This is a genomic window from Halovibrio sp. HP20-59 (genome assembly GCF_033052795.2).
Taxonomy (GTDB): domain Bacteria; phylum Pseudomonadota; class Gammaproteobacteria; order Pseudomonadales; family Halomonadaceae; genus Vreelandella.
In genome coordinates this window covers 1-24,163 of record NZ_JAWJUW020000009.1, presented here as the reverse complement: position 1 = coordinate 24,163, position 24,163 = coordinate 1, and the positions used below count along the sequence as shown (strand labels likewise).

The following is a 24,163-nucleotide window of genomic DNA, read 5'->3' as shown; positions in this document are numbered from 1 at the left end:
GGGGGGTAGCAAAACAGAGCCGTGTGAGAACGCCTTTATGGGACATAGAATGCATAGAATTACTTCCTACCCTAAGGCATTCTTGTGACATTTAAATGACAGGGGCCTGGAGTGTCCGCTGTCGGGTCAAGCTGCTTTGAGGCAGGGCAACAAAGCCTGAGGCGCGGATAATTTGTTGGCCTTCGTCAGACATAATCAGTTCCAGAAAGGCTTGTTCAGCGGGAGGCAGCTTTTCGCCAGGGGGCAGGTTGACGTAGAGATAAAGGTCGCGCGCCAGGGGGTAGTCACCGTTTTTGATGGCGGCCTCATCAGGAGCCACCGCAATACCTTCATCGTTGTAAAGGCTTAACGCCTGCACCGCTGGCGTCAGGTGGTTGTACCCAGCGTAGCCCATCGCATTGGCGGATTCCCCCACGGCGGCGACCACCGCAGAGGAGCCCGGGTGCTCGCTGATATCGTTGCGGAACTGGCCGTCGCACAAGGCACGTTCTTGAAACAGCCCGTGGGTACCTGAGGCAAGGTTACGCCCATGCAGGGCAATATCACCGAACGACCAATCACGAGTCGCAGGAAGTTGTTCCCAGCGCCTGATGGGCGAATCGGCACCACAAGCACGCGTAGTCGAGAAAATCGCATCGACCTGCTGGCGCGTTAGCGCGCGCAACGGGTTATGGCGATGCACGATAATGATCAAGGCATCGCGCGCCACCGTTAATTCCAGCGGCGGGTAGCCATAGCGCTCAATAAAGTTATCGCGCTCTTGTGCTGTCATTGGTCGCGACATCGGCCCAAGCCGGGTAGTGCCTGCCACCAGTGCCGTTGGGGCACTGGCGGAACCGCTAGCTTGAAACTGCAGCTTTACGTCGGGATGTTGGGTGGTGAGCGCTTCGCCCCAGCGCAGCATCAGCCCCGCCATGGTGTCGGAGCCGACAGCGCCTAAGGTGCCGCTAATCGTCTGCGACTGTGCCGACGCTAACGGCGTGATCAGCAGCAGAAGTATCATAGCGCCGCGCATTAGGACGTTTTTTAAGGCTAACGGTGTGCCGCTATTATTTAGGCGAGCGTTTAAAAGAGTATTCAAACGAGCGTCCTCTTATGGTTAACTAATCCATGCCAACGTGTTGCGGCGCAGCAACAGCCACCGACAATTTTCTTTGTGCAACGTTTACAACAATAAACTGACTAAGCGACGAAACCATGACTCTTCTGGAAACCGATTTGGACGACGTACCCGCCCCTCAGGGGCAGCTCACCTTAAAATTACTGGCATCACGCCAAGATACCAATCTTTACGGTGATATATCCGGCGGCTGGCTAGTGAATCAAATGGATCAGGCGGCCGAATTGGCTGCTGGGCGTGAAGCGGGCGGCCGTACGGCGACCGTGGCAATTGAAGCCATGGACTTTTTAAGCCCGGTGCGCATCGGTTCCATGGTCAGCGTGTATACCCAGGTTCAGGAGATCGGACATAGCTCTATCAAAATAGACGTAGAAGTGTGGGTGCGCGCGCCCCATGTTCAGCGCTTAGAAGAGCGCCAAAAAGTCACCGAAGCGCGTTTTGTGATGGTTGCGCTGGACGACAATGGGCGTATTCGCGCGGTGCATGGCGAGTAATTGACGACGCCGGGCCACACCTTACTCTAGCCACTACATCACCTAGTCATTCCTCAATCACAAGGGCGCCTTACGCGCCCTTGTGCCATGCTAGCCGCCGCTCTGCAGCGTTAGCGCCGGAATGTTCAATTAACCCGCCACATTGTCGCGGCTCTTCAAGTAGGCGTATTCACCGACATCGCTAAACGGCCGTAGCAGTTTTTGGAAGGCGGCGTATGACTCGTACACCCGACGGGACTCCTCGTCGTTTTCTACCTGGCGCTGAATAGCGTCCTGCGAGGAAGTGTAAAGCGCTGCCATCACTTCTTCCGGGAAAGTGCGCAGCTGTACGCCGTGTTCATCGACCAGCGTATCCAGTGCTTGAGCGTTGCGATAGGCGAATTCGCTGCTCATCGCGAGGTTCGACGCCCGTGCGGCTTCGCGGATGACATCTTGAAGGTCTTCCGGCAGCGCGTTCCAGGCGTCCAGGTTAATCGTGCCTTCGAGCACGGCAGAGGGCTCGTTCCACACCGACGTGTAGTAGTAGTCCGCCACTTGGTGCAAACCAAAAGCCATGTCGTTATACGGGCCTACCCAGTCAGCGGCATCCAGTGCCCCGGTTTGTAATGAGGTAAAGATTTCCGAACCCGGCATGTTAACGGTGCTGACACCAATGCCGTTCATGGCTTCCCCGGCCAAGCCTGGCAGGCGCAGCTTCAAACCTTGCATATCGTCGAGCGAGTTAATCTCTTTCTTGAACCAGCCAGCCATCTGAGGGCCGGTATTGCCGACGGCAAAGGGTTTCAGGTTGTGATTGGTGTAGATCTCGTCCCACAGTTCCTGACCGCCCCCATGGTACAACCAGGCGTTCATTTCAGTGGTGGTCATGCCGTACGGCACGGCCGTAAAAAACTGCGAGGCCGCCACTTTTCCGCGCCAATAGTAAGACGCTGAGTGGCCCATTTCAGCGGTGCCGGCAGCCACCGCATCGAAGACTTCCAGGGCGGGCACCAACTCCCCCGCGCCGTGAACGCGTATTGTCATGCGGCCGTTGGAAAGCTGCTCGACCCGGCGGGCAAAGTCGTTTGCCCCGGTGCCCAAGGCGGGAAAGTTTTTTGGCCAAGACGTCACCATGTCCCAGGTATAAGTGTCTTGTGCGCGTGCGCTTGAAGGGGTGACAAAAGGGGCAGCAGCGACACCGGCGGCACTATAGCCGACGGTTTTGAGAAAGTGACGACGTTGCATGGCGGGCAAAACTCCGGGGATTAAACAATTTTTTTATGTGAGGGCACCTGACGGCACCATGTTTGGCTAGTGCAGTATGCGTTAAAGCCGATTTGGCTAGCAAGCGCCACTCAGTCGTCTTTAGATGCCTGAATGCTGTTACCGTGACGAACTAGCCAGTAGCACAGGCCTAACGCGAGAACAGCCGCCGCCAGAGCGGCAATTTTCCAGGGATCGACGGCGTCGACCTCCAAGACCATAAACTTACGCACCAGCGCCATAATCGCAATCAATACCACAATTTCGACGTGAATAAAGCCCTTACCGCTGGTCATGGTGCGCACGATAGAATTATTGAACTCCATGGCGATCAACACGGTGAGAATCATGTCGAAAACCGCCTGAAAAACGCGATAATCGAAGGGGTCGCGGCTTTGAATAAACAGCAGCTGCACGACATGGATCACCAGGTAATACATGGCCACCAATACCGCGCCGCCAATCGCCAGCGTTAGCACCAGCGATACCAAGCGCTCGAAACGCTGGTAGCCGCTCAGCGTATCCCAGCCGTGACACACTTCTGGAAAGAGGCGTTTCAAGCGTTGCTTCATGAGGATTTACCTGTTCAGGGCTTAGAGCGTTAGGGCTTAAAGCTTAGGGCTTAAAGCATCAAAGGTTAAAGCGGCGTTAGCTTGGCAAAACCGAGTACCAGCCATTTGACGCCTTCGCCTTCAAAGCTGACCTGTACCCGCGCACGTGCGCCTTCGCCTTCGGCGTTAAGAATAATGCCTTCGCCAAATACCGGGTGCTCAACCCCCTGGCCGACGTGCAACGTGGGCAGGTCGCCGTCGCTCTCGACACTTTGCTGAGCAAAGGAGGTGCGCCCTGCCGTAACCGGGCGGGAAATATGCCCACGTAGGCGAACCTCTTCGAGCAGGTGCGGCGGTAGCTCGCGGAGAAAGCGCGACGGGCGTGGGAACACCTCTTTGCCGTGGAGGCGGCGGGTTTCGGCGTGCGTCAGGTAGAGTTTCTGCATGGCGCGAGTGACGCCAACGTAACAGAGTCGACGTTCCTCTTCGAGCCTACCCGGTTCTTCAAGGGACATCTTATGCGGAAACAAACCTTCTTCAACACCGGCAATAAACACCACGGGGAACTCCAGGCCTTTGGCCGAGTGCAGCGTCATTAGCTGGACGCTGTCCTCAAACTCTTCGGCTTCGTGGTCGCCAGCGTTAAGCGCCGCCTCGGAGAGAAACGCTTCCAACGCTGCCATGCCCTCGCCCGCTTCGGGGGCTTCGAAAACATCGCCTTGGGTGAAGGCGCGGGCAGCGTTGACCAGCTCTTCCAGGTTTTCTACCCGCGCCTGGCCTTTCTCGCCGCGCTCGCTTTTATGATGCTCAATTAGGCCGGTGTGGATCGTCACGTGGTCGATGATTTCGTGCAGCGCCATGCCCGAGCAATCATTGTCCAACTGCTCAATCAGGTTGGCGAAGGCTTGCACCGCGTTAGCCGCGCGGCCTTTCAAGGTGCCGTCGTTAATCGCATCGTGGAGTGCCTGCCACAGCTGAATGCCTTGTTCACGGGCGCGCAGGCGGACAATCTCCACCGTGCGCGTGCCGATACCTCGGGTGGGTACATTGATCACCCGCTCAAGCGAGGCGTCATCGTCGCGGTTGAGCAGTAGGCGCAGGTAGGCCAACGCATTTTTGATCTCTAAGCGCTCGTAAAAGCGGTGCCCGCCGTAAATACGGTAGGGCATGCCTTGGCGAATCAGCGTCTCTTCCATCAAGCGAGACTGGGCGTTTGAGCGGTAAAGAATCGCAATATCTTGGCGGTTAAAGCCTTCGTCGACTTTCTCTTTGATCGTATCGACGATATAGCGGGCTTCTTCCAGGTCGTTAAACCCGGCATAGATTGAGATCGGCTCGCCTTCGATGCCGTCGGTCCACAGGTTTTTACCCATCCGCTCGCTGTTGTGGCTGATCAGCGTATTAGCAGCTTCCAGGATCGCGCTGGTGGAGCGATAGTTTTGTTCAAGCCGCACAGTGTGGGTGTTTGGGAACTCTTGCTCAAAGCGGCTGATATTCTCCACTTTGGCGCCGCGCCAGCCGTAGATCGATTGGTCGTCATCGCCCACCGCGGTCATCGGTGTCTTCATGCCGGTGAGCAGTTTTAGCCAGGCGTATTGCAGAGTATTGGTATCTTGAAACTCATCGACCAAGACGTGACCAAAGCGCTCCTGGTAGTGGTTAAGCAGTGCGGGGTTGTCGCGTAGGAGTTCCAGGCTGCGCAACAGCAGCTCGCCGAAATCGACCAGTCCGCCGCGCTCGCATGTTAGTTGGTAGCGCTCGTAGAGCTCAACCATCTGGCCCAGGTAGGCATCGCCATCGACGTTGACCTGATGCGGGCGCAGGCCCTCCTCTTTGCAGCCGGAGATAAAGTGCTGCACTTGGCGGGGTGGGTAACGTTCGTCATCGATGGAGTAATCTTTCAGCAGCCGTTTGACCAGGCGTAGCTGATCGTCAGAATCGATGATCTGGAAGTGCTGCGGCAGCTTGGCGTCTTGCCAGTGGGTGCGCAGCAGGCGGTGGGCGATGGAGTGAAAGGTGCCTACCCAGACATGGCGTAGCGAGAGGCTGAGCAGCGTCTCAAGGCGCGTGCGCATTTCTTTGGCGGCTTTGTTGGTAAAGGTGACCGCCAGCAGGGCGTAGGGAGACAGCCCTTCGGCCTGCATCAGCCAGGCGATGCGATGGACCAGCACGCGGGTTTTGCCTGAGCCTGCCCCTGCGAGCACCAACAGGTTGCCTTGAGGGGCGCTCACTGCTTCGCGCTGAGCGGGGTTTAGCTGATCGAGAATCGCCGTGACGTCGTCCATAGTAGCCGCTGCCGGATCAAAAAATAGGCGGCTAGTCTAGCACAGCCAGCCAACTGGCTGTGTATACAGGTTAACGATTAGGGCTCTTCAGGAAAGCGCAGCGTATTGAGGCTCTTTTTAACCGCTTTCAGCTGTTCGGCGAGTTTTGGCCCGCGGGTTTTGGCCACACCGACGGCAAGTACGTCGATCAACACCAGATGGGCAATGCGCGAGCTAAGCGGCGTGTAGATTTCGGTGTCTTCGTGGACATCAATATACAGCGGCAGGCTTACCTCATCGGCCAGCGGTGAACCGCTAGGGCACAAGCCAATCACCGTCGCGCCCGCCTCACGTGCCAGGCGCACGCTGGCGACCAGCGCTTTGGTGCGGCCGGTTTGCGAAATCGCCACCACCACATCGCCTTCGTTGAGTGTCACCGCTGACATATTCTGCATATGCGGGTCGGCATAGGCGGAGGTGGAGATTTGCAGCCGGAAAAACTTGTGCTGGGCATCAAAGGCCACCGCACCGGAGGCGCCAAAGCCGTAGAACTCTACTCGGTTGGCGACCGCCAAGGCGTTAACCGCACGGCCCAGGGCCTCGTTATCCAGCCGGTCGCGGACCGACAGCAACGTGCCCACGGTCGAGTCAAAGATGCTGTGGGAAAACTCAGCGACCGAGTCGCTGTCGTTCATGGAAAATTGCGCGAACTGGCTACCGCTGGCCAGCATTTGTGCCAGCTGCAGCTTGAAGTCTTGGAAGCCGTTACAGCCCAGCGCGCGGCAAAAACGTACCACGGTAGGTTCGCTGACCTTGGCTTCGGTGGCCAGATCCACAATGCGCATGTGGATGACCTCTTCGGGGTTGCGCAGTACAAACCGCGCCACTTTTTGCTCGGAGCGACGAAAGTGCTCCATGCGGCGTCTCATTTCATCGAACAGGGCGCGACTCACGTTCAGCTCCTTGGCTTCCAGCACACTCTTGGTTATCCGTCATCGACGCCAACCAATAACCGCTGCGCTGTGTTTGTAGCATGGGGGTTGTTACAACATTGGCCACAGTATGCCTGACTGATCGGGCAAATGGGTAAGGAAAGCCCACGAGGCGGTTAGCATTTATCGGGTATTCAGTTCTTTTTTCGATTAGTCATCATTTTGTCAAGTAGGTTATAGTAATAATTGAAGTGCCGCACTGCATCATATCAGTCGTCACGGATGCAGGTGGACGAAGGCATATTCACCTAGAGGAACGTCGATTATGAGAAACGTCGAACGAATTACCTCGGTTAAGAGCGAACTGCTCGATATTTTTATGAGCCTGCAAGTCGATGAGCATGAGCAACGCCAACGTAGCGCTGCCCAGCGTAGTTTAAGGGCGCGCCGGGGTATTGAGCTTCATCGGGAGTTTCAGAAGTTATCGCGGGACATCGCCCCCTTGCCCGATGAAAATCGGCAAGAGAGCGAAGTGCACTAGTTCGAGAAGGGCACTCGTTCTAAAAACGCAAATTACATTGCCCTGCCGATTAGCAGGGCAATGACAGCTTAGCTTTAGCGTAAGCTTGGCTTAGATAAGTCCTGTCACGAAGACGGCGATAACACCAGCGGGCGCTACATAGCGTGCGATGATGTTCCATACGCTCACGCCTGTTGCTGAAAGCCCAAGTTCGGCTTCCACTGTTTCGCGCTTCAAACACCAAGCTACAAACACAATCGCGCCTAAGCCGGTCAGCGGCAGCAGGATTTTGCTAGTAAAGGTGTCTAACAAGTCGAAAATGTTCAGACCGAAGAACAGCACGTCGGACCACACATTGAACGACAGCAACGCCGCCACGCCTAATAACCATACGGCGATCCCGCTTACCAGCGTAGCCACCAGACGGCTCATCGGGGAGCGTTCTTCGAGCGTTTCCACGACCGGTTCAAGCAGTGAAATCGCCGAGGTTAGCGCCGCAAAGGTGAGCAGCAGGAAGAACATCAGCGCCAGAATTGCACCGCCGGCCATGTTGCCGAACGCCAGCGGCAGGGTGACAAAGATTAATCCTGGGCCTTCGCCTGGGCTTAAGCCGTTAGCAAACACGATGGGGAAGATCGCCAAGCCCGCCAGCAATGCAATGACGGTGTCTAAAATAATAACGGTACGAGCGGTGCTGATCAGGTCAACGTCTTCACCGAGGTAGGAGCCGTAGGCCATCATGATGCCCATGCCCAACGACAGGGTGAAAAATGCTTGGCCCATTGCCGCCAGCACCACACCGCCCGTTAGCGCGCTCCAATCCGGACGAAACATAAAGGCTAACGCTTCGCCGAAGTAACCGCTTGCGACACCATAGCCGACCAACACTAACATCAGCACGATAAGCGCCGGCATCATTAGGCGCGCCGCGCTTTCTAACCCTTTGGTGACGCCGCGAGCCACAATGCCCACCACAAGCACCATAAAGGCCGTGTGCCACAACAGCAGCGTGATTGGGCTGCCCAGCATATTGCCAAATAAGGCGTTAATACCGTCCGCATCTTGGCCGCTAAAGGTACCAATCACCGAGCTTAGCGTGTAATTAAGCGACCAGCCGCCAATAACGCTGTAAAACGAGAGTATTAAAAAGGCCGCTAAGACACCGCTAATGCCCACTAATGCCCAAGCAGGTGATTTACCGTGATTCGCGGCCAGCTCGGCCATGGTATTGATTGGATTTTTCTGACCGCGACGGCCAATCATCCACTCTGCGACCAAAATGGGTAAGCCCACCAGCGCCACACACGCTAAATAAACAAGAACGAACGCCGCACCGCCGCTATCGCCCACCATATAAGAAAAGCGCCAAATATTTCCCAGGCCAACCGCTGAACCCGCGGCGGCCAGCACAAAGGTCATCCGTGATGACCACTGCGCATGTGCAAGTTTTGCCATATATTCCCCACTGAGTCGATTATTGTCAGTCTAGTTTTCGGAAAATCACTCCATTACTAGCGTTCTTTTCCGAAAGCTAGCGCAATTTATATGATCAACGCCGCGCATGCCAGTTAGCTCTCCAAAAAGGCGGCTAAAATAGCAGGCGCTGCTTCTCTTCGGCGAAGGGGTTAAGAGGTGTTAACGGGGTGACTTCACTCAAGGCGTTATAGAGTAATCGGGCCATGTGGGGAGACTCGCGGTTATCCGCAGTATGCACAAATAAGAAAGGGGTTTTCCCCTGATTTATCCACAGCTTTAAGCGCAATTTCCAAGCGTCGAAATAACGGCTATTAATCGTTTTGTCAATATGGCCAATAAAGCGAATCACCGGAAAATTTGCCGTGGAAAGTACGTGTAATGGGAGTTTGGGCTTTTCTTGCTGGGCGTTGGCCAGCCCGGCATGGCCATCGGCCAAGGTTGAGAAGACCGGGCGCACGTCAAGCATCACGCGGTTGGCCGAATAAGTTATCAACAGGCGGTTAAGAGCGGTTTCGGCTGCCCCTTTGTGGAAAAACTCAGGGTGACGAACCTCGACTGCGCAAGGCAAATGGGCAGGCCAAGCGGCGAGCAGCGCTTCAAGCTGGGGAAGCTCTTGGGGGCCGAAATCTCGCGGCAACTGCACCATGGTTGGCCCAAGGCGGTCGTGCAGCGGTTCTAGCGCTGCTAAAAATGCCCAGGCATCCTCTAACCGCGTCAGCCGTTGTTCGTGGGTCACACCGGCGGGTAATTTAAAACAAAAACGAAAATGCGAGGGCGCTTGGCGAGCCCAGGCGGCCACCGTTTCTGGTTTGGGGGTGCCGCTATAAAATGTGGTGTTGCCCTCAACGCTGGAAAACACCGCCGCGTAATCGCTTAATAGCTCGGTTTTGGCATGGCGTGGGTAAAGGCTGCCGAGCCAATCCTGATTGGCCCACATGGGCAAACCTAAGTAAAGCGGAAGCGTCATGGATGCCATGCCTATGTGAATAAGATTAACCACTAATGTAACAGCCTAAGGTGCCTGTCCGCTAAGCGTGAGAGCGGCTTTGGCAAGGTGTTTATGCATGGCTTTTATGTGTAGCAAGGCGATGAAAATATGAAATTCATCAGGCGCTAATAGCGCTACTATGCAATCACGTTCATTAAACATCAGGATTGCGCTATGTGCTCAGCTTACGTTGGCAGCGACGATATTCGTGACCAGTTTTCCAAGGCGATGTCGGCGATGTACCGGCAGGAGGTGCCGCAATACGGCACTTTGCTGTCGCTGGTTGAGGCGGTTAACCAGGAGGTGCTAGCCGCTAACCCTGGGCTAAATAGTGAACTGCAAAATAGCGATGAGTTAGCCCGTATCAACGTCGAGCGCCACGGCGCTATCCGTGTCGGCAGCCCAGCCGAGCTCGCCATGCTGCGGCGCATGTTTGCGGTCATGGGGATGGAGCCGGTGGGCTATTACGACCTGGCTGCGGCGGGCGTGCCGGTTCACTCCACGGCGTTTCGGCCCGTAGCGGACAGGGCACTCAAGCGTAATCCCTTCCGCGTCTTTACCTCGTTACTGCGTCTTGAACTGATCGAAAAAGCTGAACTAAGAGAGCAGGCGAGTGAAATTTTGAGTGCCCGCGATATCTTTACGGCCCAGGTGAAAACGCTTATTGAGCGTTTTGAGCAGCAGGGCGGCCTAAGTGCCGACGATGCCAAACAGTTTGTGCAGGAAGCATTGGAAACGTTCCGCTGGCACGACAACGCCACGGTGGAGTTGGCTACCTATGAGCGTTTGCATAACGAGCACCGCTTAATCGCCGATGTGGTCTGCTTCCGAGGCCCGCACATTAACCACCTAACGCCGAGAACGCTGGATATTGATGAAGTACAGCGTCGTATGCCAAGTGTCGGCATTGACCCCAAAGCCATCATTGAAGGCCCGCCGCGCCGGAATTGCCCGATACTGCTGCGCCAGACCAGCTTTAAAGCGCTGGAGGAGACGATCACTTTTGCTGAAGCAGCCGAGGGCAAGCACACCGCTCGCTTTGGCGAAATCGAACAGCGCGGTATCGCCCTAACACATAAGGGGCGCGCGCTTTATGACCGCCTGCTCGCGGCTGCCCGGGAAAACGCACCAAAGGCCGTGGATAATGACGCTCATCAAGCGCATTTAGCAGAAGTGTTTAATGCCTTCCCCGATGATTACGCCACGCTGCGGCGCGATGGGTTAGCGTTTTTCTACTATCAGGCGGTGCAAGGGGCACCCGTGCAAGGGCGTGTTTCCCATGAGCAGGTGGATAAACTGATCGAGCAGGGCGCTCTCAGAGTGACGCCGATGATTTATGAAGATTTCTTGCCCGTCAGCGCAGCCGGTATTTTTCAATCCAACCTGGGCGGGAGCAGCCACGATCAGTACGCTAGCAGCGCAAGCCAACAGCAGTTTGAACAGGCCCTGGGAACGGCTGTGGTCGACGAAGTTGAGCTGTATGCCCAGCGCCAGCAGGCATCGCTTGAACAGGCGCTGGCACTGTTGGGGGGTTAGCAGCTAATGGTGGTGCGGATAAGACGCGCTTTTGACTGGAGCAGGGGCAGGTACTGTTTGAGTAGCGTGTCTAGATCGATACGTGCCGCGTTGGTACTAATATTGATAGCGCCCAGCAGTTTGCCGTTTGCATCAAAGGCTGGCACTGCCAGTGAGCGCAAGCCGGAGTCGAGCTCCTGGTCGGCAACGGCATAGCTTTGCTGGCGCGCGTTATCGATACACTTTTTAAGCTCACCTTTTGTTGCAAAGGTTTTATCGGTATAGCGTTGCAACGTTAGCCGCTCTAGGAAAGCGTCCAATTCGGCTTCTGGTAATTGGGCGAGTAATACGCGGCCCATGGAAGTATAAGCGGCAGGTAAACGGGTGCCAATCGACAAGGTGATCGCCATTAAACGGTGACGCGCTGCTGAACGCGCGATATAAATGACGTCATCGCCATCAAGGACACCTAGGGAGGAAGACTCCCCGCATTCGTTGGTGATCTCTTCTAGATACTGTTGAATAGCGCTGCGGTAATTGTTGGCGGACAAAAACGAGTAACCCAATTGCAGCACGCGTGGGGCTAACTCAAAGTAGCGCTGCTGTTTGCGTACGTAGCCTAACGCGTGCAATGTCAGCAAAAAACGTCGCGCTTTGGCGCGGTTCATGCCGGTTCGCGAGGCCACTTCGCTAAGCGTCATACGAGGATGGTTCTCGTCAAACGCTAAAATAACCTCCAGGCCACTCGCTAGCGCAGTCACAAAGTCGCGGTCGTCGGGGGTTAACATTTCATCTTGGAGTTGTTCTTCCACAAGGGTCCACTCGTCGAAATAGACGTAAATTTGAGCATAAATATAGCATATTGTTCGAATGGCGAACAATTGGGCGTTTTATAAGGTTTGATGAATGTATGACGATGAGACAGCAACACGCTATTATAAGCATTCTTAAAAAATTGTGACCTTACACTGCATGAGGAAACTTTGAAATGAATCAACATAAAGTAACGGTGCTTCATGGGCCAAACTTGAATCTTTTAGGGGTACGACAGCCAGACGTTTATGGATATGAGACGTTAGACAATATCAATACTTCTTTACATGAAACAGCATTGATGGTGGGCTTGGATATTAGTTGCTTTCAAAGCAATCATGAAGGTGAGTTGATAGAGGCGATTCATGCAGCACGATTAGATGGTTCCTTTGCGATTATAATTAATCCTGCCGCATATACTCATACGTCAGTTGCTATCTTAGATGCACTTAATGCGTTTGAAGGAAAGGTCATAGAAGTACATATCTCGAACGTGTATAAGCGTGAAGGCTTTCGACATCATTCTTATGTATCTTTGCGTGCAGATGGCATCATTGCTGGATTTGGAACACAAGGGTATCAGATAGCACTAAATGCAGTTATCAATGCCGGTGCTTATGAATAAAAAGAAAAATTAATGTTCTTTTATATTTTATCTATGTCCGATAGTTAGAACAATAAGCCACAGAGAATTTTTCAGTGGCTTATAGTAGGGGTATCCAATATGCTAGTCATCATCTAATTATTTTTTTCAAAAAATCGTCATCTAAGCCAATTTTTTTATAATGGGAGCTTGCAGCTTCAATTTTTGTAAAAACATCCTCATAACCAATTGCTTTCCCCATTTTGTCGACATAGGTATAGCCGCCTTTGACACTGAACCAGGTGATCATTTCTTTAACATCAGTAGGAACAAAAAGGGTATGCGTTTCTCCGGGAGGTTCATAGGCAAAAGAACCTTCCTCTGCTACCCACTCATGTTCAAGATAATACCACCTACCTTTAAGTACAAGAGCATGTACATCTCCAGAGTGTCGATGGCGAGAGAGAACCCCACTCTTCCTAACTCTTAATAAATTAATATAGTAACCACTGCTAGCATGGAGCAATAAAGGTTTAAAAGAAACAGAGGTTGTAGTAGGCACCCATAAATTGTCATCCTTCACCCATTCATTGAGAACATTAGGAAGAATAAGGTCAGAACTCATATAACTAGGTTGGGAAAGCTGATAAGGGATAGCATCTTCATCGTTCATTTTTTTACCTAATCAATAGTTTAATAGCCATATGGGTATTAATTTTTTAAGTTTAAAACTCCTTTTCAAGGAATGACGTGGTTTCGAAAAAAATTTTTTCCATGTTTTTTTCCAAAATAGCAAAATGTGTGCCGTTTTTTATTTTGATATAATTTTTTTCAAAACTATGGATCGAATGATAAAATTCTAACGATGATTTTTCAGTTGATGTCTGATCATGATCCGCTCTAATAACCAATGAAGGTATTTTTATTCTTTCAGGCTGATGGATAAGTTGGTTAGAAAAAATATCAAATAAATCTGCCAGTGGGCCAGAAGGAATAAGAAATGATGAATTTTGCTTTACAGAGTTTAACATTGTGTTTTTAATGATCGAAATTAAAACTCTTTGATTACGCCAGTCAGTTTTGTCGTCAACAGGAATCTCTTCATTCCATCTAGAGGTAAAGCTATTTGTGTCGACAAAAATATGTCCCGATTTTTCACCATCGTTGTTTATAGGTATAGCATTATACTTTGGCTTCCAATAATTGCCTGCATCTATATCATAGCTAATAGGAGCATAAAAAACAGCTTTACTAATGTTGTGATTGTTTTCTGATAAAACATTAGTTAAAACTACTGTTCCCCAAGAGCAAGCAATAACATCTACCTTATCCTGTGAGGTAGTGTAAAGTATATGATCTAATAGTTTTAAAATATGTTTAGCAGCTTTATCAGCACGAGTGTCTGATATTTTTAATAAATTGATATTTCTACTAGATGCCCTAAACCCAAGTAAGTCACAAGTGAAAACATGGTACCCTAAGCCAGCTAATCTATGGCACCATGATAGCTTTCTACAGTCGTTGACCCAAAGTTCAGAAGCAATAGTTGCTCCATGAATAAGTAATATGGGATGTTTTTTCTTGTCAAATGAAGTTTTACAAAAAAATTCTTTGACACATAAGCTTTGTGACTCACTAACGCTAAAGTCATAGACAAACTCTTCGATCATAAAAAGCCTTTATTCAAGGTAGTTAAAATTGTAGTCATACTGATGACAGCGTTATCGTATTTTAAAGAACATTAGGTAAAAAAGTTATAATTTGTGGGAAAAAATAGAAAAGCAAAATCGAAGACATGAAAAGTAAAACAACTGGCCAAGCGCTTCTGTATACATCAGATATCAAAACATTGTCTGCAGAGCCTTTTAGAGCAAAAAGTGTATAACCGAAAGGTGGAGTTAAACTACCTACAGTTAAGTTAATTAAGAAAATAGTCCAGAACCAAATAGGATCAAAATCATATGCACTTACAACAGGCGCATACAGGGGTATTGCCAATAATATAAAAGCGAATTGATCAATAAACATACATAACACGAAAGGTATTAACATTAATACAAAAAACATCATCCAATCACTAAGTTCTAATGTGCTCACAAAGCCAATCAGACCTGAAGTAGCACCCATAAAAGATAACAGTTGGCCGAATAGCTTAGAGCTAGCAACAATTATAACAATCATTAAACTTATTTTGGTTGATGATTGCAAGCTTTCCCATAGCATTTTTAGGTGGAATGATTTATAGATTGCTGCAGTAATTATAGCCCCTAGAACACCAGTCGCTGCTGCTTCTGAGGGCGTAGCAACACCAAGTAAAATAAGACCCATAACAGAAAAAATAACGATGAAAAAAGGCGAAACTTTAATTATTTCGATTAGCTTCTCTTGCATAGGATAAATTTTTACATTTTCATGATTATCTGGAGAAAGCTCAGGATTCCTTGAAACACGAATATAAATATACAGGAAAAGAATTATTGATATAAGAAGGCCAGGAATAATACCTGCTATAAGTAACCCTGCGATTGAAGTATCACGAACTAATGAGCCGATTACGATGACAAGTAAGCTAGGAGGAATAATGGGGGCAAGAGACGCGCCGCCAAGGATCGTAAAGTTTGTTAAGTTAGTATCATATCCAAGCTTTTGCATTTGAGGTAAAATAGAGCGTCCTAGCATTGCAGCGACTGCTGCGGCAGCACCCGAAAGTGCTCCAAAAATAGTTGATAAGGCGATAACTAAATAGTACATACGTCCATTAACCTTACCAATCCACTTATCAAGTGCCGACGATAAAACGTCTACTGATCCAGATCTAAATAAAATCTCACCCATAAGAACAAATAAAGGTATAGTAATAAAACTTTCTGACGTTAAAGTTTCGTACATGCTATTACTAAACATGCCAAAACCTCTTTCCCCTAAAGTTACTAATACTCCAGTCACATTCGCAATCAAAAAGGCTATAAAAACAGGCATTCCTGTTGCCATCAAACTGAGTAAAAATAGAAAAGAAAATATAAGTATCCAATACCATTCCATTTTAAGCTCCTTTTCTATTTGAAGAAATTTCGAATAATTGTTTTTTGAATAAGATCATCAATTGCAGTACAGATAAACCAAAACCAAGAGGTATGAAACCAAATACTATCCATTTGGAGATACGGAATGAGCCTAATGTGTTAATTCCGGTTTCATATAAACGTAAAAACTCCATACCTGTAATGTAAGTCACGTAAGAAACTATTAACAAAGATACTGCATAGATAACTAATTTAATCTTGTTAGCAACGCTTGGTGCAGAAAAATCTAAAATGATAGATACAGCGATATTTCCGTCTGTTCTTGTGACTTCAGGCAGAGCTAACATTAATGATGCACAGAAAAGAAAGGTTACCGTATCAGTAGCCCATGAAGTAGGGGCTGCAAAAAAGTAACGCATTATAATTTCAATGGAGAAAATAACAACAATCAGCCCTAAAGCTACCGAAGCTAAGAAAAAAAAGGCCCTTGTTATAGCATCAATAATTTTTGTAAACATATTTGCAAACCTTTGAATGGCTGGGGTATATACCCCAGCCAAATGACGACAGCTACTAATAGGTCATGCCAGCTGATTTTGCCATTTCTCGTAATCGGCGAGCATCATCACCACTTTGCTCTTCAGCTACTTTCCATACACCTTCTGCCCAAAGCCGCTCATGATCATCAGCCTCTGACTGGCTGAATGAAGTAATTTCCATGCCATTTTCCTTGAGGAAAGCAGTCTCCTGCTCCTGTAAGGCATCAAAGTGAGCTACAGAATCAATCTCAATCTGTTTACCTGCTTCGGTAAGTACTTTCTGAGCTTCGTTGTCTAGCGCGTTCCAGCGATCAAGGTTCATATAAATCATTACACCAACCTGACCAAATTCTGGATCAGTCATGTAGTCAATAATTTCATGCCATTGAAGATCGCTTGCACCTGTTAAACCCCAGGCGGCACCATCAATTACACCCCGTTGTAATGCTGTATAAATATCAGTTACAGGCATATTCACTTGAGCACCACCAAGTTCTTCAATCATAGATTGATAAGAAACTGTTCCACGGATACGTCGACCATCTAAGCCTGGTTCACCGTTAATAGGATCACGGAGATAAAATCGAAAACCTTTTGTACCTGTGGATGGTGCAGAAATCAGCTTTAGGCCGCGTTCTTGGTAATGTTCATCAATATAATCGATCAGGCCTTCTTCACGCCGCTTGATAGGATCAACGTCAATAGCATCAAGAGAGAGGCCTATCGCAGTAGTACCAGAATGATATGCTGGGTGTGTGAAAAGCAGGTCAAATGCACCTACTTGAACAGGCTGTAATTGCTCAAAAGCTGGCACTACATCAGGACCCTGCACATTAATCTGTATATCACCGGCTGACATTTCATGCACCATGTCGATAAATTGAGGGCCAATTTCTCTATACCATGCAAAATTAGAAGGGTAGCCAGCAAGCATATTAAGCTCTTGGGCTTCCAACTCGGAAGAAAAACCGGTACCAGCTGTACCTGCAACTGCTAAAGCTATAGCGCAACTCTTAATACTTTTCTTTAGTGATTTCATTGTAATGCTCCTTGTTTTTATGTTAGTGCTTCTTTTCAAGTAAACTGGCCACAAAAACAGTGTTAAAATTCCCAGATTTAAACTGTTCGCTGTTAATCAATTTACTGTGAAACTTAGCTGTCGTTTTAATGCCTTCAACTTTCATTTCAGATAACGCACGTGTCATTCTAATGATGGCTTCGTCACGATCTGCTCCCCAACAAATTAGCTTACCGATCATCGAGTCGTAATATGGTGGAATTTTATAGCCACTTTCTAAATGGCTATCCATACGAATGCCAAAACCACCAGGCGCACGATAATAGCTGATTGTGCCTGGGCAAGGAGAAAATCCATTTTCTGGATCTTCCGCATTGAGTCGGCACTCAATAGCATGGCCAGAGAGCACTATGTGTTCCTGCTTAATGCTTAAAACTTGATTATCTGCTATCTTAATTTGTTCTTTTATAATATCGATGCCAGTAATCATTTCAGATACAGGGTGTTCAACCTGAACACGAGTGTTCATTTCGATAAAATAAAATTTTTTATCAATATTGTCGTAAACATATTCAACTGTTCCAGCACTTTTATACTTAACTTTTTTAGCTAGACGTACAGCTGATTGACACAAGTCATTACGCTGGGTGGAGCTTAATGCAGGAGAAGGGGCCTCTTCAACTAGCTTCTGATTGCGTCGTTGAGCAGTGCAATCGCGCTCACCAAGATGAATACAATTATTACCGTCAGCAAGAAGTTGCACTTCTATGTGGCGAATGTCTGTAAGATATTTCTCGATATAAACAGATGAATCGCCAAATGCTACTTCTGCCTCAGACATAATCTCATTCAGGTCTTGTTCTAAGGTATCTCTAGACTCTACAACCCTCATGCCCCTGCCGCCGCCACCCGCGGATGCTTTGATCAAAAGAGGGAAACCAATGTTTTCTGCTATTTCTAGTGCTTTTTGGAACTCAGTAACAACCCCATCTGAGCCGGGTATTGTAGGTACTGAAGCTGAGTCGGCTATTTTCCTAGCTTCAATTTTATCCCCCATCTTGCTGATGATGTCAGCAGAAGGGCCGATAAAAATTATCCCATTATCTTCACACTTCTTTGCAAAGTCTGCCTTTTCTGAAAGAAACCCATAACCTGGATGAATAGCATCTACACCAAAAGCCAAAGCCGCGCTAATGATAGCTTCTTGATTTTGGTAGCTCGCTTGAGCGGGAGCAGGGCCAATACACACAGCTGAATCAGCCAACTTAACAGGTAATGTATCTTTGTCAGCTTCAGAGTAGATAGCTACGCTTTTCACCCCCAACTCTTGACAAGCTCGAATAATGCGGAGCGATATTTCGCCCCGGTTAGCAATCATTACGCTTTTAATTTTATTTAACATGAAAACTCCCGTTTGATCGAGAAGAACCTCATTCTTTCTCAATAAGCATAATGGGTTGCCCATACTCTACGGGCTGTTGGTCTTCCACATAGATTTCTTTTACACGCCCATTAACTTTAGCTTCGAGGTTATTCATCAATTTCATAACCTCGATAATGCATACAACGGATTTTGGCTCAACTTGTTGGCCAACCTCAACAAATGCAGGTGCACCAGGCTTTGGCGACATGTAGAAAGTACCAACCATCGGAGCAGTGATTAAATGCTCGTCCTCGCCGACTGATATGTCAGGTGTCTTTGATGATTTGCTTTCAGTTGCAACGCTGGCTGGTTTGTTTAATTCAGTTTTAACATCATTAATGGCAGCTGATTCAACCGTTGCAGGCGTTGAAGAAGCTTGATTAGGTGCTGTACGTTGCGTGTTTTCATTACGACTAATAAAAAGCTCAAGGCCATTATAAGATAAAGATAGCTCACGTATGTCGCTACTTTCTTTTACCCACTTAGTAAGTTGTTTTAAGTCATTCAAGCTGATATCAAAATCTTTCATTATTACTTCTCCTGTATTTGTTAGGGTTAGCGTGAAATTGAAATTTTTAAGTTTTCAGTTGATAGTTTGATTTGCTTTTCATTACCGCTAGCGAGGTCTTTGATAAAAGAGACTAACTCTCCACTGTAGTCATCTCCAGATTCGCCGTTGGCAATAGCTTCTTTCATCCCATCAACTTGATTGCCTGCAAACATTGCTCGTAACAAAAGCTCATCTTTTGTAGCGTTCGGATGTTGTTGAGCGAGGTCTTTCATCATTGGTTCAGGAGTGGTAGGTTCCTCACTTATTTCTGAGGAACCATTTTCGAGTATTTTTTTATACACTTCTGTATCAACAGGACCTAATAGACGGCCATAGTAACCCAAAACGTACTTTTTAATTTCGTTAGGTACCGTCCCGTAGCGCTCACCAGAAATAACGTTCATTACTGCTTGAGTTCCAACAAATTGAGCAAATGGAGTAATCATAATAGGCCATGCGAGCTCTTTTCTAACTAGGGCAATTTCTTCTAGGAGCTCTTCATACCGATTACCCAGGCCAGCTGTTTCTAGCTGAGCATGAAAATTCGACAGCATTCCCCCGGGCAGTTGGTGTTTATAATGTAATGGGTTATATTCAGCGGGCTTACCTTCTGGCTTTCCTTCTACTTCACAAATATTTTTAAAATAGTTGCTAACTTCTTCAATTTTTGCATCGTCAACATTTACTACATACCCGAGCTCTCGTAATGACTTGACGATGGTTTGGGTTGCTGGCTGTCCAGCACCGTTGGCTAAAGGTGCAATAGAGGTATGTAAAAGATCGCAGCCTAACTCGACAGCTTCTAAATATACTAATGGGCATAATGAAGTCAGACAATGGCTATGAAGTTCAAGAGGACGATCCCCAATTACTTTTTTTATAGCGGGAACTAAAGTGCGAATGCGCTCTGGGGTAAGTAATCCTCCTGCATCTTTAAGCATAATTGCATCTACATCAGCTTGCTCAATCAATTCAACAGCAGTTTTTACGAAAAGTTCATCTGTATGTACAGGGCTTTCACAGAAAGAAAGAGCGCCAAAAGTATATGCACCTAATGCTTTGGCTCGTTTTAAGCAACCTACTATGTTGGAAACATCATTTAAACCATCAAATGCGCCAATAACTCGGAAACCATTGTTGTATAACTGATCGACCCACCCATCAATTACATCATCAGGAAGGAAGTCGAATGAAGCGATATTTTTTGAACGAATTAATGCACGAAACTTAGTTTCGGGAGCTGCTTTGTGTAATTCTCTTACACGCTCCCAAGGATCTTCTTTTAAATAGCGCACAGACACATCAAACTGAATAGGTGCCATCATATCTATGTGATGAAAACCAGCACTATTCATTGAATTTGCAATACCCATCATATGTTCAGTACGCATTCGCGTCGCCCATAGGCTCTGATGTGCATCACGAAAAGTCGTATCAATAATCTTAATTTCGCGTTGACTATTTTTTGGTCGCCCTCCTTCACCAAAAATTGAAGCAATGCTCTTATTTTCTTTATTAGACATTAGAGTAACTCCTTACAGTACATAAAAGCTTTTGTAGGCCTTCGCAAAGCCCTTTAATGAATACGAGAATGTGTTTAGAGGTGCAGTTCGTCAAGAGAATTAGAGTTCGCATTGCGAACTAATTTTTAAAGCTTTGTTTTAAAAGAGTTTTACCCGTCAATCTTCATACCAAAGTATAATAAAAATACATCAGTATTGGTTTTTAAGAACATTGATTAGCTTGCAAAGCCTCAATTTACCGCAGTTTTGGATTGACTGGTGTTCATTCTTTCCATACTTTATTGTTCGTACATTGAATCAATATTCGTATTGCGAACAAATTATAAATTTTGTTGAGGCACCCATCATGGCCGAGTTTCTTAGCTTGCATGACGCAGTAGCGCGCTACGTTCAAGACGGCGCCACTGTTGCCATGGAAGGCTTTACCCATCTGATCCCGTTTGCAGCGGGTCACGAAGTGATCCGCCAGAAAAAGCGCGATCTGACGCTAATTCGCATGACCCCAGATATCGTCTACGACCAACTGATTGGTGCGGGCTGCGCCCAAAAAGTGATCTTCTCCTGGGGCGGTAATCCCGGCGTGGGCTCGCTGCACCGCCTACGCGATGCGGTTGAGAAAGGCTGGCCGCATAAGGTCGATATTCTTGAGCACAGCCACGCCGCCATGGCCTGCGCTTTTGAGGCGGGCGCCGCCGGTCTACCGCTGGCGGTTTTTCGCGGCTACATCGGCAGCGAGCTTCCCAGCGTGAACGACCAAATCAAATTCATCGAGTGCCCGTTTAGCGGGGAGCGCCTGGCCGCCGTGCCCTCGGTGCGCCCGGACGTCTCGATCATCCACGCCCAGCGGGCGGATCGTCAGGGTAACGTGCTGGTGGAAGGTATCGTTGGTGTACAGAAAGAGGCGGTACTGGCGGCCAAGCACAGTATCGTGACGGTGGAGGAAATTGTCGATGACCTCAATGCCCACCCCAATGCCTGCGTAATTCCCGGCTGGGCCATCAGCGCCATTGCGGTGGCCGAGAAGGGCGCTCTGCCTTCGTACACTCACGGCTATTACGGCCGCAGCAACAGCTTCTATAAAGAGTGGGATGCCATCGCTCGCGATCGCGACACCTTCACCCAGTGGCTCGACGACAACGTCTTTAACGCTGTTCAAAATCATGCAGGGGAGAGCATCTAATGAGTCTGGAATATACCTCTTCTGAAATGATGTCGGTGACCGCTGCGCGGGCGCTGGAAAATGGCATGACCTGCTTTGTGGGTATCGGGCTGCCCTCGGAAGCCGCCAATCTGGCACGGCTGACCCACGCCCCCGATGTGGTGCTGATTTACGAGTCCGGCACGCTGCAGACCAAACCCGATATTCTGCCGTTATCTATTGGCGATGGTGAGCTGTGCGAATCGGCGCTCACTACCGTGGCGGTGCCGGAGATGTTCCGCTACTGGCTCCAGGGCGGCAAAGTGGATGTGGGCTTTTTAGGCACTGCGCAAATCGACCGTTTTGCTAACCTGAATACCACGCTGATCGGCGATTACAAAGCGCCTAAAGTGCGCCTGCCGGGCGGCGGCGGTGCGCCGGAAATCGCCACCAACGCCGGCGAAGTGTTTATCACCCTGAAGCACTCCAAGCGCGCCTTTGTGAAAGATGTCGACTTTGTCACCACGCTAGGCTTTGGCCGCGACGGCAAAGGTCGGGACAATGTTCCCAATATCGGTAAAGGCCCCACTCGCGTGATTACCGACCTGTGCGTGATGAAGCCCGACCCGGACAGCAAAGAGCTGGTGGTGGTGTCACTGCATCCAGGTGTCAGCCGCGAAGACGTGATTGAGGCGACCGGCTGGGAGATTCGCTTTGCCGAACAGCTCGAAAGCACGCCAGAGCCCAGCGAAAACGAGTTGACGATTTTACGTGAGCTCAAAGCGCGCACCGAGCGTGCCCACGCTGGCGAATAAGGAGTCTGTTATGAGTGATGTCTATCTTTGTCATCCTCGCCGCACGGCCGTTGGGCGCTTTGGCGGTACCCTGGCCAGCGTGCGTCCGGATGATTTTGCTGCAACGATTTTTAAAGCCGTGCTGGCGGAGGCGCCGGATCTTGACCCTGCTGCCATTGAAGAAGTCTTTATGGGCTGCGCCAATCAGGCCGGGGAAGATAACCGTAATGTGGCGCGCATGTCGTCGCTGCTGGCGGGCATTCCTACCTCAGTGCCCGGCACGACCATGAACCGCCTGTGCGGCTCGGGTATGGACGCAGTCGGGACTGCGTTTCGCGCCATTAAAGCGGGTGAGATGGAGCTGGCGCTGGCAGGCGGCGTGGAGTCCATGTCCCGCGCGCCTTACGTGATGGGCAAGGCCGATAGCGCCTTCGCACGCGGGCAGAAGATTGAGGACACCACCATTGGCTGGCGATTTATCAACCCGCTGATGAAGAACGCCTACGGCGTCGAATCCATGCCGGAGACCGCAGAGAACGTCGCCGAGCAGTTCAATATCTCTCGCGAAGATCAGGACGCTTTTGCCCTGCGCTCCCAGCAGAAAGCCGCTGCCGCTCAAAAAGCGGGGCGCTTTGCCCAGGAGATCTCGGCAATCGAGATCCCGCGCCGCAAGCAGGAGCCGCTGACCTTTGACCAGGATGAGCATCTGCGGGAAACCACACTGGAAAAACTGGCAGGTTTGCCTACGCCCTTCCGTGAAGGCGGCAGCGTTACCGCAGGCAATGCGTCGGGCGTCAACGACGGCGCGGCGGCGATGCTGGTGGCCAGCGAAGCGGCGGTTAAACAGCATGGCTTGACACCGATGGCGAAAATTATCGGCATGGCCACGGCCGGCGTAGAGCCGCGGATTATGGGCTACGGGCCGGTACCGGCAGTGCAGAAACTACTCAAGCGCACGGGGATCTCGATGGATGAGATCGATGTGTTTGAGTTCAACGAAGCGTTCGCCGCCCAGGCGTTAGCCTGCATGCGCGACCTGGGACTGGCCGACGACGACCCTCGCGTCAACCCGAACGGCGGTGCGATTGCTCTGGGGCACCCGCTGGGCATGTCTGGAGCCCGCCTATTGTTGACCGCCGCCCATGAGTTGAAAAACAGCGGCAAGCGCTACGCACTGTGTACCATGTGCGTAGGTGTGGGTCAGGGTGTTGCCACGCTGATTGAACGCGTTTAACGGAGGTAGCATGGCCTTTCATACCATCAATGGCCGCAGCGTGGCCTATCGGCTGCTCGGCAAAGCATGAGGCAAGGACGGCGTTGGAAGTGGCCGCAGAGATCCCTTAGCGACGACAAGTCCTACTGATAATCCCTATGGAGCAGCCGTGCCCTTACTGTTTAATTATGGTGCCGATCAAAGCGACCCACTGTGGTCACTGCACCGCAATGTTGGATCAGCCAGCGGAGGCTGAAACGCCGGTCGGTTGAAGCTACCTCTGCGCCACCGCAAATGCCACCTGCCAAACCTTGAGCATCGGGTAGGGGCCGGGGTCACCCCCGGCGCCCTCCCACACCACCGTACGTACGGTTCCGTACCACGGCGGTTCATGCAGAACGTTTAAGCCATCTTACCGTATCCAGTACCGAGATCAGACCCTGG

At 49.7% G+C, this 24,163-nt stretch carries 23 protein-coding genes; 7 read left to right on the top strand and 16 right to left on the bottom strand.

The features are described from left to right. Window positions 1–91: 91 nt before the first annotated feature. A complete protein-coding gene (locus RZA33_RS11570) occupies window positions 92–1,003 on the bottom strand; it encodes a phosphate ABC transporter substrate-binding protein (RefSeq protein WP_317507870.1) in 912 nt (303 codons plus the stop codon). A gap of 194 nt (window positions 1,004–1,197) precedes the next feature. Here RZA33_RS11570 and RZA33_RS11565 point away from each other — a divergent pair, with 194 nt between their 5' ends. Beyond that, entirely contained in the window at window positions 1,198–1,614 is a 417-nt protein-coding gene (locus tag RZA33_RS11565; protein ID WP_317507869.1) for an acyl-CoA thioesterase, read from the top strand. Window positions 1,615–1,743: 129 nt separating this feature from the next. Here the strand turns inward: RZA33_RS11565 and RZA33_RS11560 are convergent, their stop codons facing one another. The 4 genes from RZA33_RS11560 to hexR all read right to left on the bottom strand — a co-directional run bounded on the left by RZA33_RS11560 (window position 1,744) and on the right by hexR (window position 6,624). Further along, window positions 1,744–2,838, bottom strand: coding sequence for a TRAP transporter substrate-binding protein (locus RZA33_RS11560; RefSeq protein WP_317507868.1), 1,095 nt, complete (start codon window positions 2,836–2,838; stop codon window positions 1,744–1,746). Window positions 2,839–2,948: 110 nt separating this feature from the next. After that, window positions 2,949–3,428 (bottom strand): phosphate-starvation-inducible PsiE family protein, encoded by a 480-nt coding sequence (locus tag RZA33_RS11555; protein WP_317507867.1) that lies wholly within the window; start codon window positions 3,426–3,428, stop codon window positions 2,949–2,951. Between the two features lie 65 nt (window positions 3,429–3,493). Further along, window positions 3,494–5,692 carry a DNA helicase II gene (gene uvrD / locus RZA33_RS11550; RefSeq protein ID WP_317507866.1) on the bottom strand — a complete coding sequence of 733 codons (2,199 nt, stop codon included), beginning with the start codon at window positions 5,690–5,692 and terminating at the stop codon, window positions 3,494–3,496. 77 nt (window positions 5,693–5,769) lie between these two features. Then, complete coding sequence (gene hexR, locus RZA33_RS11545) at window positions 5,770–6,624, bottom strand: transcriptional regulator HexR (protein ID WP_317507865.1); 855 nt, start codon at window positions 6,622–6,624, stop codon at window positions 5,770–5,772. A gap of 304 nt (window positions 6,625–6,928) precedes the next feature. Between hexR and RZA33_RS11540 the strand changes: the two genes are divergently transcribed. Further along, entirely contained in the window at window positions 6,929–7,144 is a 216-nt protein-coding gene (locus RZA33_RS11540) for a PA3496 family putative envelope integrity protein (RefSeq protein WP_317507864.1), read from the top strand. 90 nt (window positions 7,145–7,234) lie between these two features. On the opposite strand, the gene RZA33_RS11535 is transcribed toward RZA33_RS11540, so the two are convergent. Further along, window positions 7,235–8,578 (bottom strand): sodium-dependent transporter, encoded by a 1,344-nt coding sequence (locus tag RZA33_RS11535; protein ID WP_317507863.1) that lies wholly within the window; start codon window positions 8,576–8,578, stop codon window positions 7,235–7,237. Window positions 8,579–8,711: 133 nt separating this feature from the next. Then, window positions 8,712–9,566, bottom strand: a complete 855-nt coding sequence (locus tag RZA33_RS11530) for a DUF72 domain-containing protein (protein WP_317507862.1) — start codon at window positions 9,564–9,566, stop codon at window positions 8,712–8,714. 195 nt (window positions 9,567–9,761) lie between these two features. Here RZA33_RS11530 and RZA33_RS11525 point away from each other — a divergent pair, with 195 nt between their 5' ends. Then, a complete protein-coding gene (locus RZA33_RS11525; protein WP_317507861.1) occupies window positions 9,762–11,123 on the top strand; it encodes a VOC family protein in 1,362 nt (453 codons plus the stop codon). Here RZA33_RS11525 and RZA33_RS11520 read toward each other — a convergent pair. Beyond that, the gene (locus tag RZA33_RS11520; protein ID WP_317507989.1) at window positions 11,120–11,890 is read right to left on the bottom strand and encodes an IclR family transcriptional regulator domain-containing protein; all 771 of its coding nucleotides are present in this window, start codon (window positions 11,888–11,890) and stop codon (window positions 11,120–11,122) included. The genes RZA33_RS11525 and RZA33_RS11520 overlap by 4 nt on opposite strands. A 200-nt stretch (window positions 11,891–12,090) precedes the next feature. On the opposite strand from RZA33_RS11520, the gene aroQ reads away from it, so the two are divergent. Continuing rightward, window positions 12,091–12,540 (top strand): type II 3-dehydroquinate dehydratase, encoded by a 450-nt coding sequence (gene aroQ, locus RZA33_RS11515; protein WP_317507860.1) that lies wholly within the window; start codon window positions 12,091–12,093, stop codon window positions 12,538–12,540. A gap of 109 nt (window positions 12,541–12,649) precedes the next feature. Here the strand turns inward: aroQ and RZA33_RS11510 are convergent, their stop codons facing one another. The 8 genes from RZA33_RS11510 to RZA33_RS11475 form a co-directional block, all read right to left on the bottom strand. Continuing rightward, window positions 12,650–13,171, bottom strand: a complete 522-nt coding sequence (locus RZA33_RS11510; RefSeq protein WP_317507859.1) for a 2,4'-dihydroxyacetophenone dioxygenase family protein — start codon at window positions 13,169–13,171, stop codon at window positions 12,650–12,652. A 52-nt stretch (window positions 13,172–13,223) separates the two neighbouring features. After that, on the bottom strand, window positions 13,224–14,168 hold the full coding sequence (locus RZA33_RS11505; RefSeq protein ID WP_317507858.1) for an alpha/beta fold hydrolase: 945 nt from the start codon (window positions 14,166–14,168) through the stop codon (window positions 13,224–13,226). A 61-nt stretch (window positions 14,169–14,229) separates the two neighbouring features. After that, on the bottom strand, window positions 14,230–15,540 hold the full coding sequence (locus RZA33_RS11500; RefSeq protein ID WP_317507857.1) for a TRAP transporter large permease: 1,311 nt from the start codon (window positions 15,538–15,540) through the stop codon (window positions 14,230–14,232). Window position 15,541: 1 nt separating this feature from the next. Next, a complete protein-coding gene (locus tag RZA33_RS11495; RefSeq protein ID WP_317507856.1) occupies window positions 15,542–16,039 on the bottom strand; it encodes a TRAP transporter small permease in 498 nt (165 codons plus the stop codon). 55 nt (window positions 16,040–16,094) lie between these two features. Further along, the gene (dctP, locus tag RZA33_RS11490) at window positions 16,095–17,099 is read right to left on the bottom strand and encodes a TRAP transporter substrate-binding protein DctP (protein WP_317507855.1); all 1,005 of its coding nucleotides are present in this window, start codon (window positions 17,097–17,099) and stop codon (window positions 16,095–16,097) included. Window positions 17,100–17,121: 22 nt separating this feature from the next. Continuing rightward, window positions 17,122–18,480: an acetyl-CoA carboxylase biotin carboxylase subunit gene (gene accC / locus RZA33_RS11485; protein ID WP_317507854.1), complete on the bottom strand. Its 1,359-nt coding sequence runs from the start codon at window positions 18,478–18,480 to the stop codon at window positions 17,122–17,124. Window positions 18,481–18,508: 28 nt separating this feature from the next. Next, the gene (gene accB / locus RZA33_RS11480) at window positions 18,509–19,030 is read right to left on the bottom strand and encodes an acetyl-CoA carboxylase biotin carboxyl carrier protein (protein ID WP_317507853.1); all 522 of its coding nucleotides are present in this window, start codon (window positions 19,028–19,030) and stop codon (window positions 18,509–18,511) included. Window positions 19,031–19,056: 26 nt separating this feature from the next. Beyond that, window positions 19,057–20,574: a pyruvate carboxylase subunit B gene (locus tag RZA33_RS11475; RefSeq protein WP_317507852.1), complete on the bottom strand. Its 1,518-nt coding sequence runs from the start codon at window positions 20,572–20,574 to the stop codon at window positions 19,057–19,059. Between the two features lie 346 nt (window positions 20,575–20,920). Between RZA33_RS11475 and RZA33_RS11470 the strand changes: the two genes are divergently transcribed. The 3 genes from RZA33_RS11470 to pcaF are packed head-to-tail and all read left to right on the top strand — an operon-like array spanning window position 20,921 to window position 23,740. Next, window positions 20,921–21,754 (top strand): CoA transferase subunit A, encoded by an 834-nt coding sequence (locus RZA33_RS11470; RefSeq protein ID WP_317507851.1) that lies wholly within the window; start codon window positions 20,921–20,923, stop codon window positions 21,752–21,754. Window positions 21,755–21,759: 5 nt separating this feature from the next. Then, a complete protein-coding gene (locus tag RZA33_RS11465) occupies window positions 21,760–22,527 on the top strand; it encodes a CoA-transferase subunit beta (protein ID WP_317507988.1) in 768 nt (255 codons plus the stop codon). Between the two features lie 10 nt (window positions 22,528–22,537). Next, the gene (gene pcaF / locus RZA33_RS11460) at window positions 22,538–23,740 is read left to right on the top strand and encodes a 3-oxoadipyl-CoA thiolase (RefSeq protein ID WP_317507850.1); all 1,203 of its coding nucleotides are present in this window, start codon (window positions 22,538–22,540) and stop codon (window positions 23,738–23,740) included. The last annotated feature ends 423 nt before the right edge of the window (window positions 23,741–24,163 follow it).

Excerpts from the sequence above, each read along its gene's own strand:
- RZA33_RS11570 (WP_317507870.1), bottom strand. The coding sequence starts at position 1,003 with ATGATACTTCTGCTGCTGATCACGCCGTTAGCGTCGGCACAGTCGCAG.
- RZA33_RS11565 (WP_317507869.1), top strand. The coding sequence starts at position 1,198 with ATGACTCTTCTGGAAACCGATTTGGACGACGTACCCGCCCCTCAGGGG.
- RZA33_RS11560 (WP_317507868.1), bottom strand. The coding sequence starts at position 2,838 with ATGCAACGTCGTCACTTTCTCAAAACCGTCGGCTATAGTGCCGCCGGT.
- RZA33_RS11555 (WP_317507867.1), bottom strand. The coding sequence starts at position 3,428 with ATGAAGCAACGCTTGAAACGCCTCTTTCCAGAAGTGTGTCACGGCTGG.
- uvrD (WP_317507866.1), bottom strand. The coding sequence starts at position 5,692 with ATGGACGACGTCACGGCGATTCTCGATCAGCTAAACCCCGCTCAGCGC.
- RZA33_RS11540 (WP_317507864.1), top strand. The coding sequence starts at position 6,929 with ATGAGAAACGTCGAACGAATTACCTCGGTTAAGAGCGAACTGCTCGAT.
- RZA33_RS11535 (WP_317507863.1), bottom strand. The coding sequence starts at position 8,578 with ATGGCAAAACTTGCACATGCGCAGTGGTCATCACGGATGACCTTTGTG.
- RZA33_RS11530 (WP_317507862.1), bottom strand. The coding sequence starts at position 9,566 with ATGACGCTTCCGCTTTACTTAGGTTTGCCCATGTGGGCCAATCAGGAT.
- RZA33_RS11525 (WP_317507861.1), top strand. The coding sequence starts at position 9,762 with ATGTGCTCAGCTTACGTTGGCAGCGACGATATTCGTGACCAGTTTTCC.
- RZA33_RS11520 (WP_317507989.1), bottom strand. The coding sequence starts at position 11,890 with ATGTTAACCCCCGACGACCGCGACTTTGTGACTGCGCTAGCGAGTGGC.
- aroQ (WP_317507860.1), top strand. The coding sequence starts at position 12,091 with ATGAATCAACATAAAGTAACGGTGCTTCATGGGCCAAACTTGAATCTT.
- RZA33_RS11510 (WP_317507859.1), bottom strand. The coding sequence starts at position 13,171 with ATGAACGATGAAGATGCTATCCCTTATCAGCTTTCCCAACCTAGTTAT.
- RZA33_RS11505 (WP_317507858.1), bottom strand. The coding sequence starts at position 14,168 with ATGATCGAAGAGTTTGTCTATGACTTTAGCGTTAGTGAGTCACAAAGC.
- RZA33_RS11500 (WP_317507857.1), bottom strand. The coding sequence starts at position 15,540 with ATGGAATGGTATTGGATACTTATATTTTCTTTTCTATTTTTACTCAGT.
- RZA33_RS11495 (WP_317507856.1), bottom strand. The coding sequence starts at position 16,039 with ATGTTTACAAAAATTATTGATGCTATAACAAGGGCCTTTTTTTTCTTA.
- dctP (WP_317507855.1), bottom strand. The coding sequence starts at position 17,099 with ATGAAATCACTAAAGAAAAGTATTAAGAGTTGCGCTATAGCTTTAGCA.
- accC (WP_317507854.1), bottom strand. The coding sequence starts at position 18,480 with ATGTTAAATAAAATTAAAAGCGTAATGATTGCTAACCGGGGCGAAATA.
- accB (WP_317507853.1), bottom strand. The coding sequence starts at position 19,030 with ATGAAAGATTTTGATATCAGCTTGAATGACTTAAAACAACTTACTAAG.
- RZA33_RS11475 (WP_317507852.1), bottom strand. The coding sequence starts at position 20,574 with ATGTCTAATAAAGAAAATAAGAGCATTGCTTCAATTTTTGGTGAAGGA.
- RZA33_RS11470 (WP_317507851.1), top strand. The coding sequence starts at position 20,921 with ATGGCCGAGTTTCTTAGCTTGCATGACGCAGTAGCGCGCTACGTTCAA.
- pcaF (WP_317507850.1), top strand. The coding sequence starts at position 22,538 with ATGAGTGATGTCTATCTTTGTCATCCTCGCCGCACGGCCGTTGGGCGC.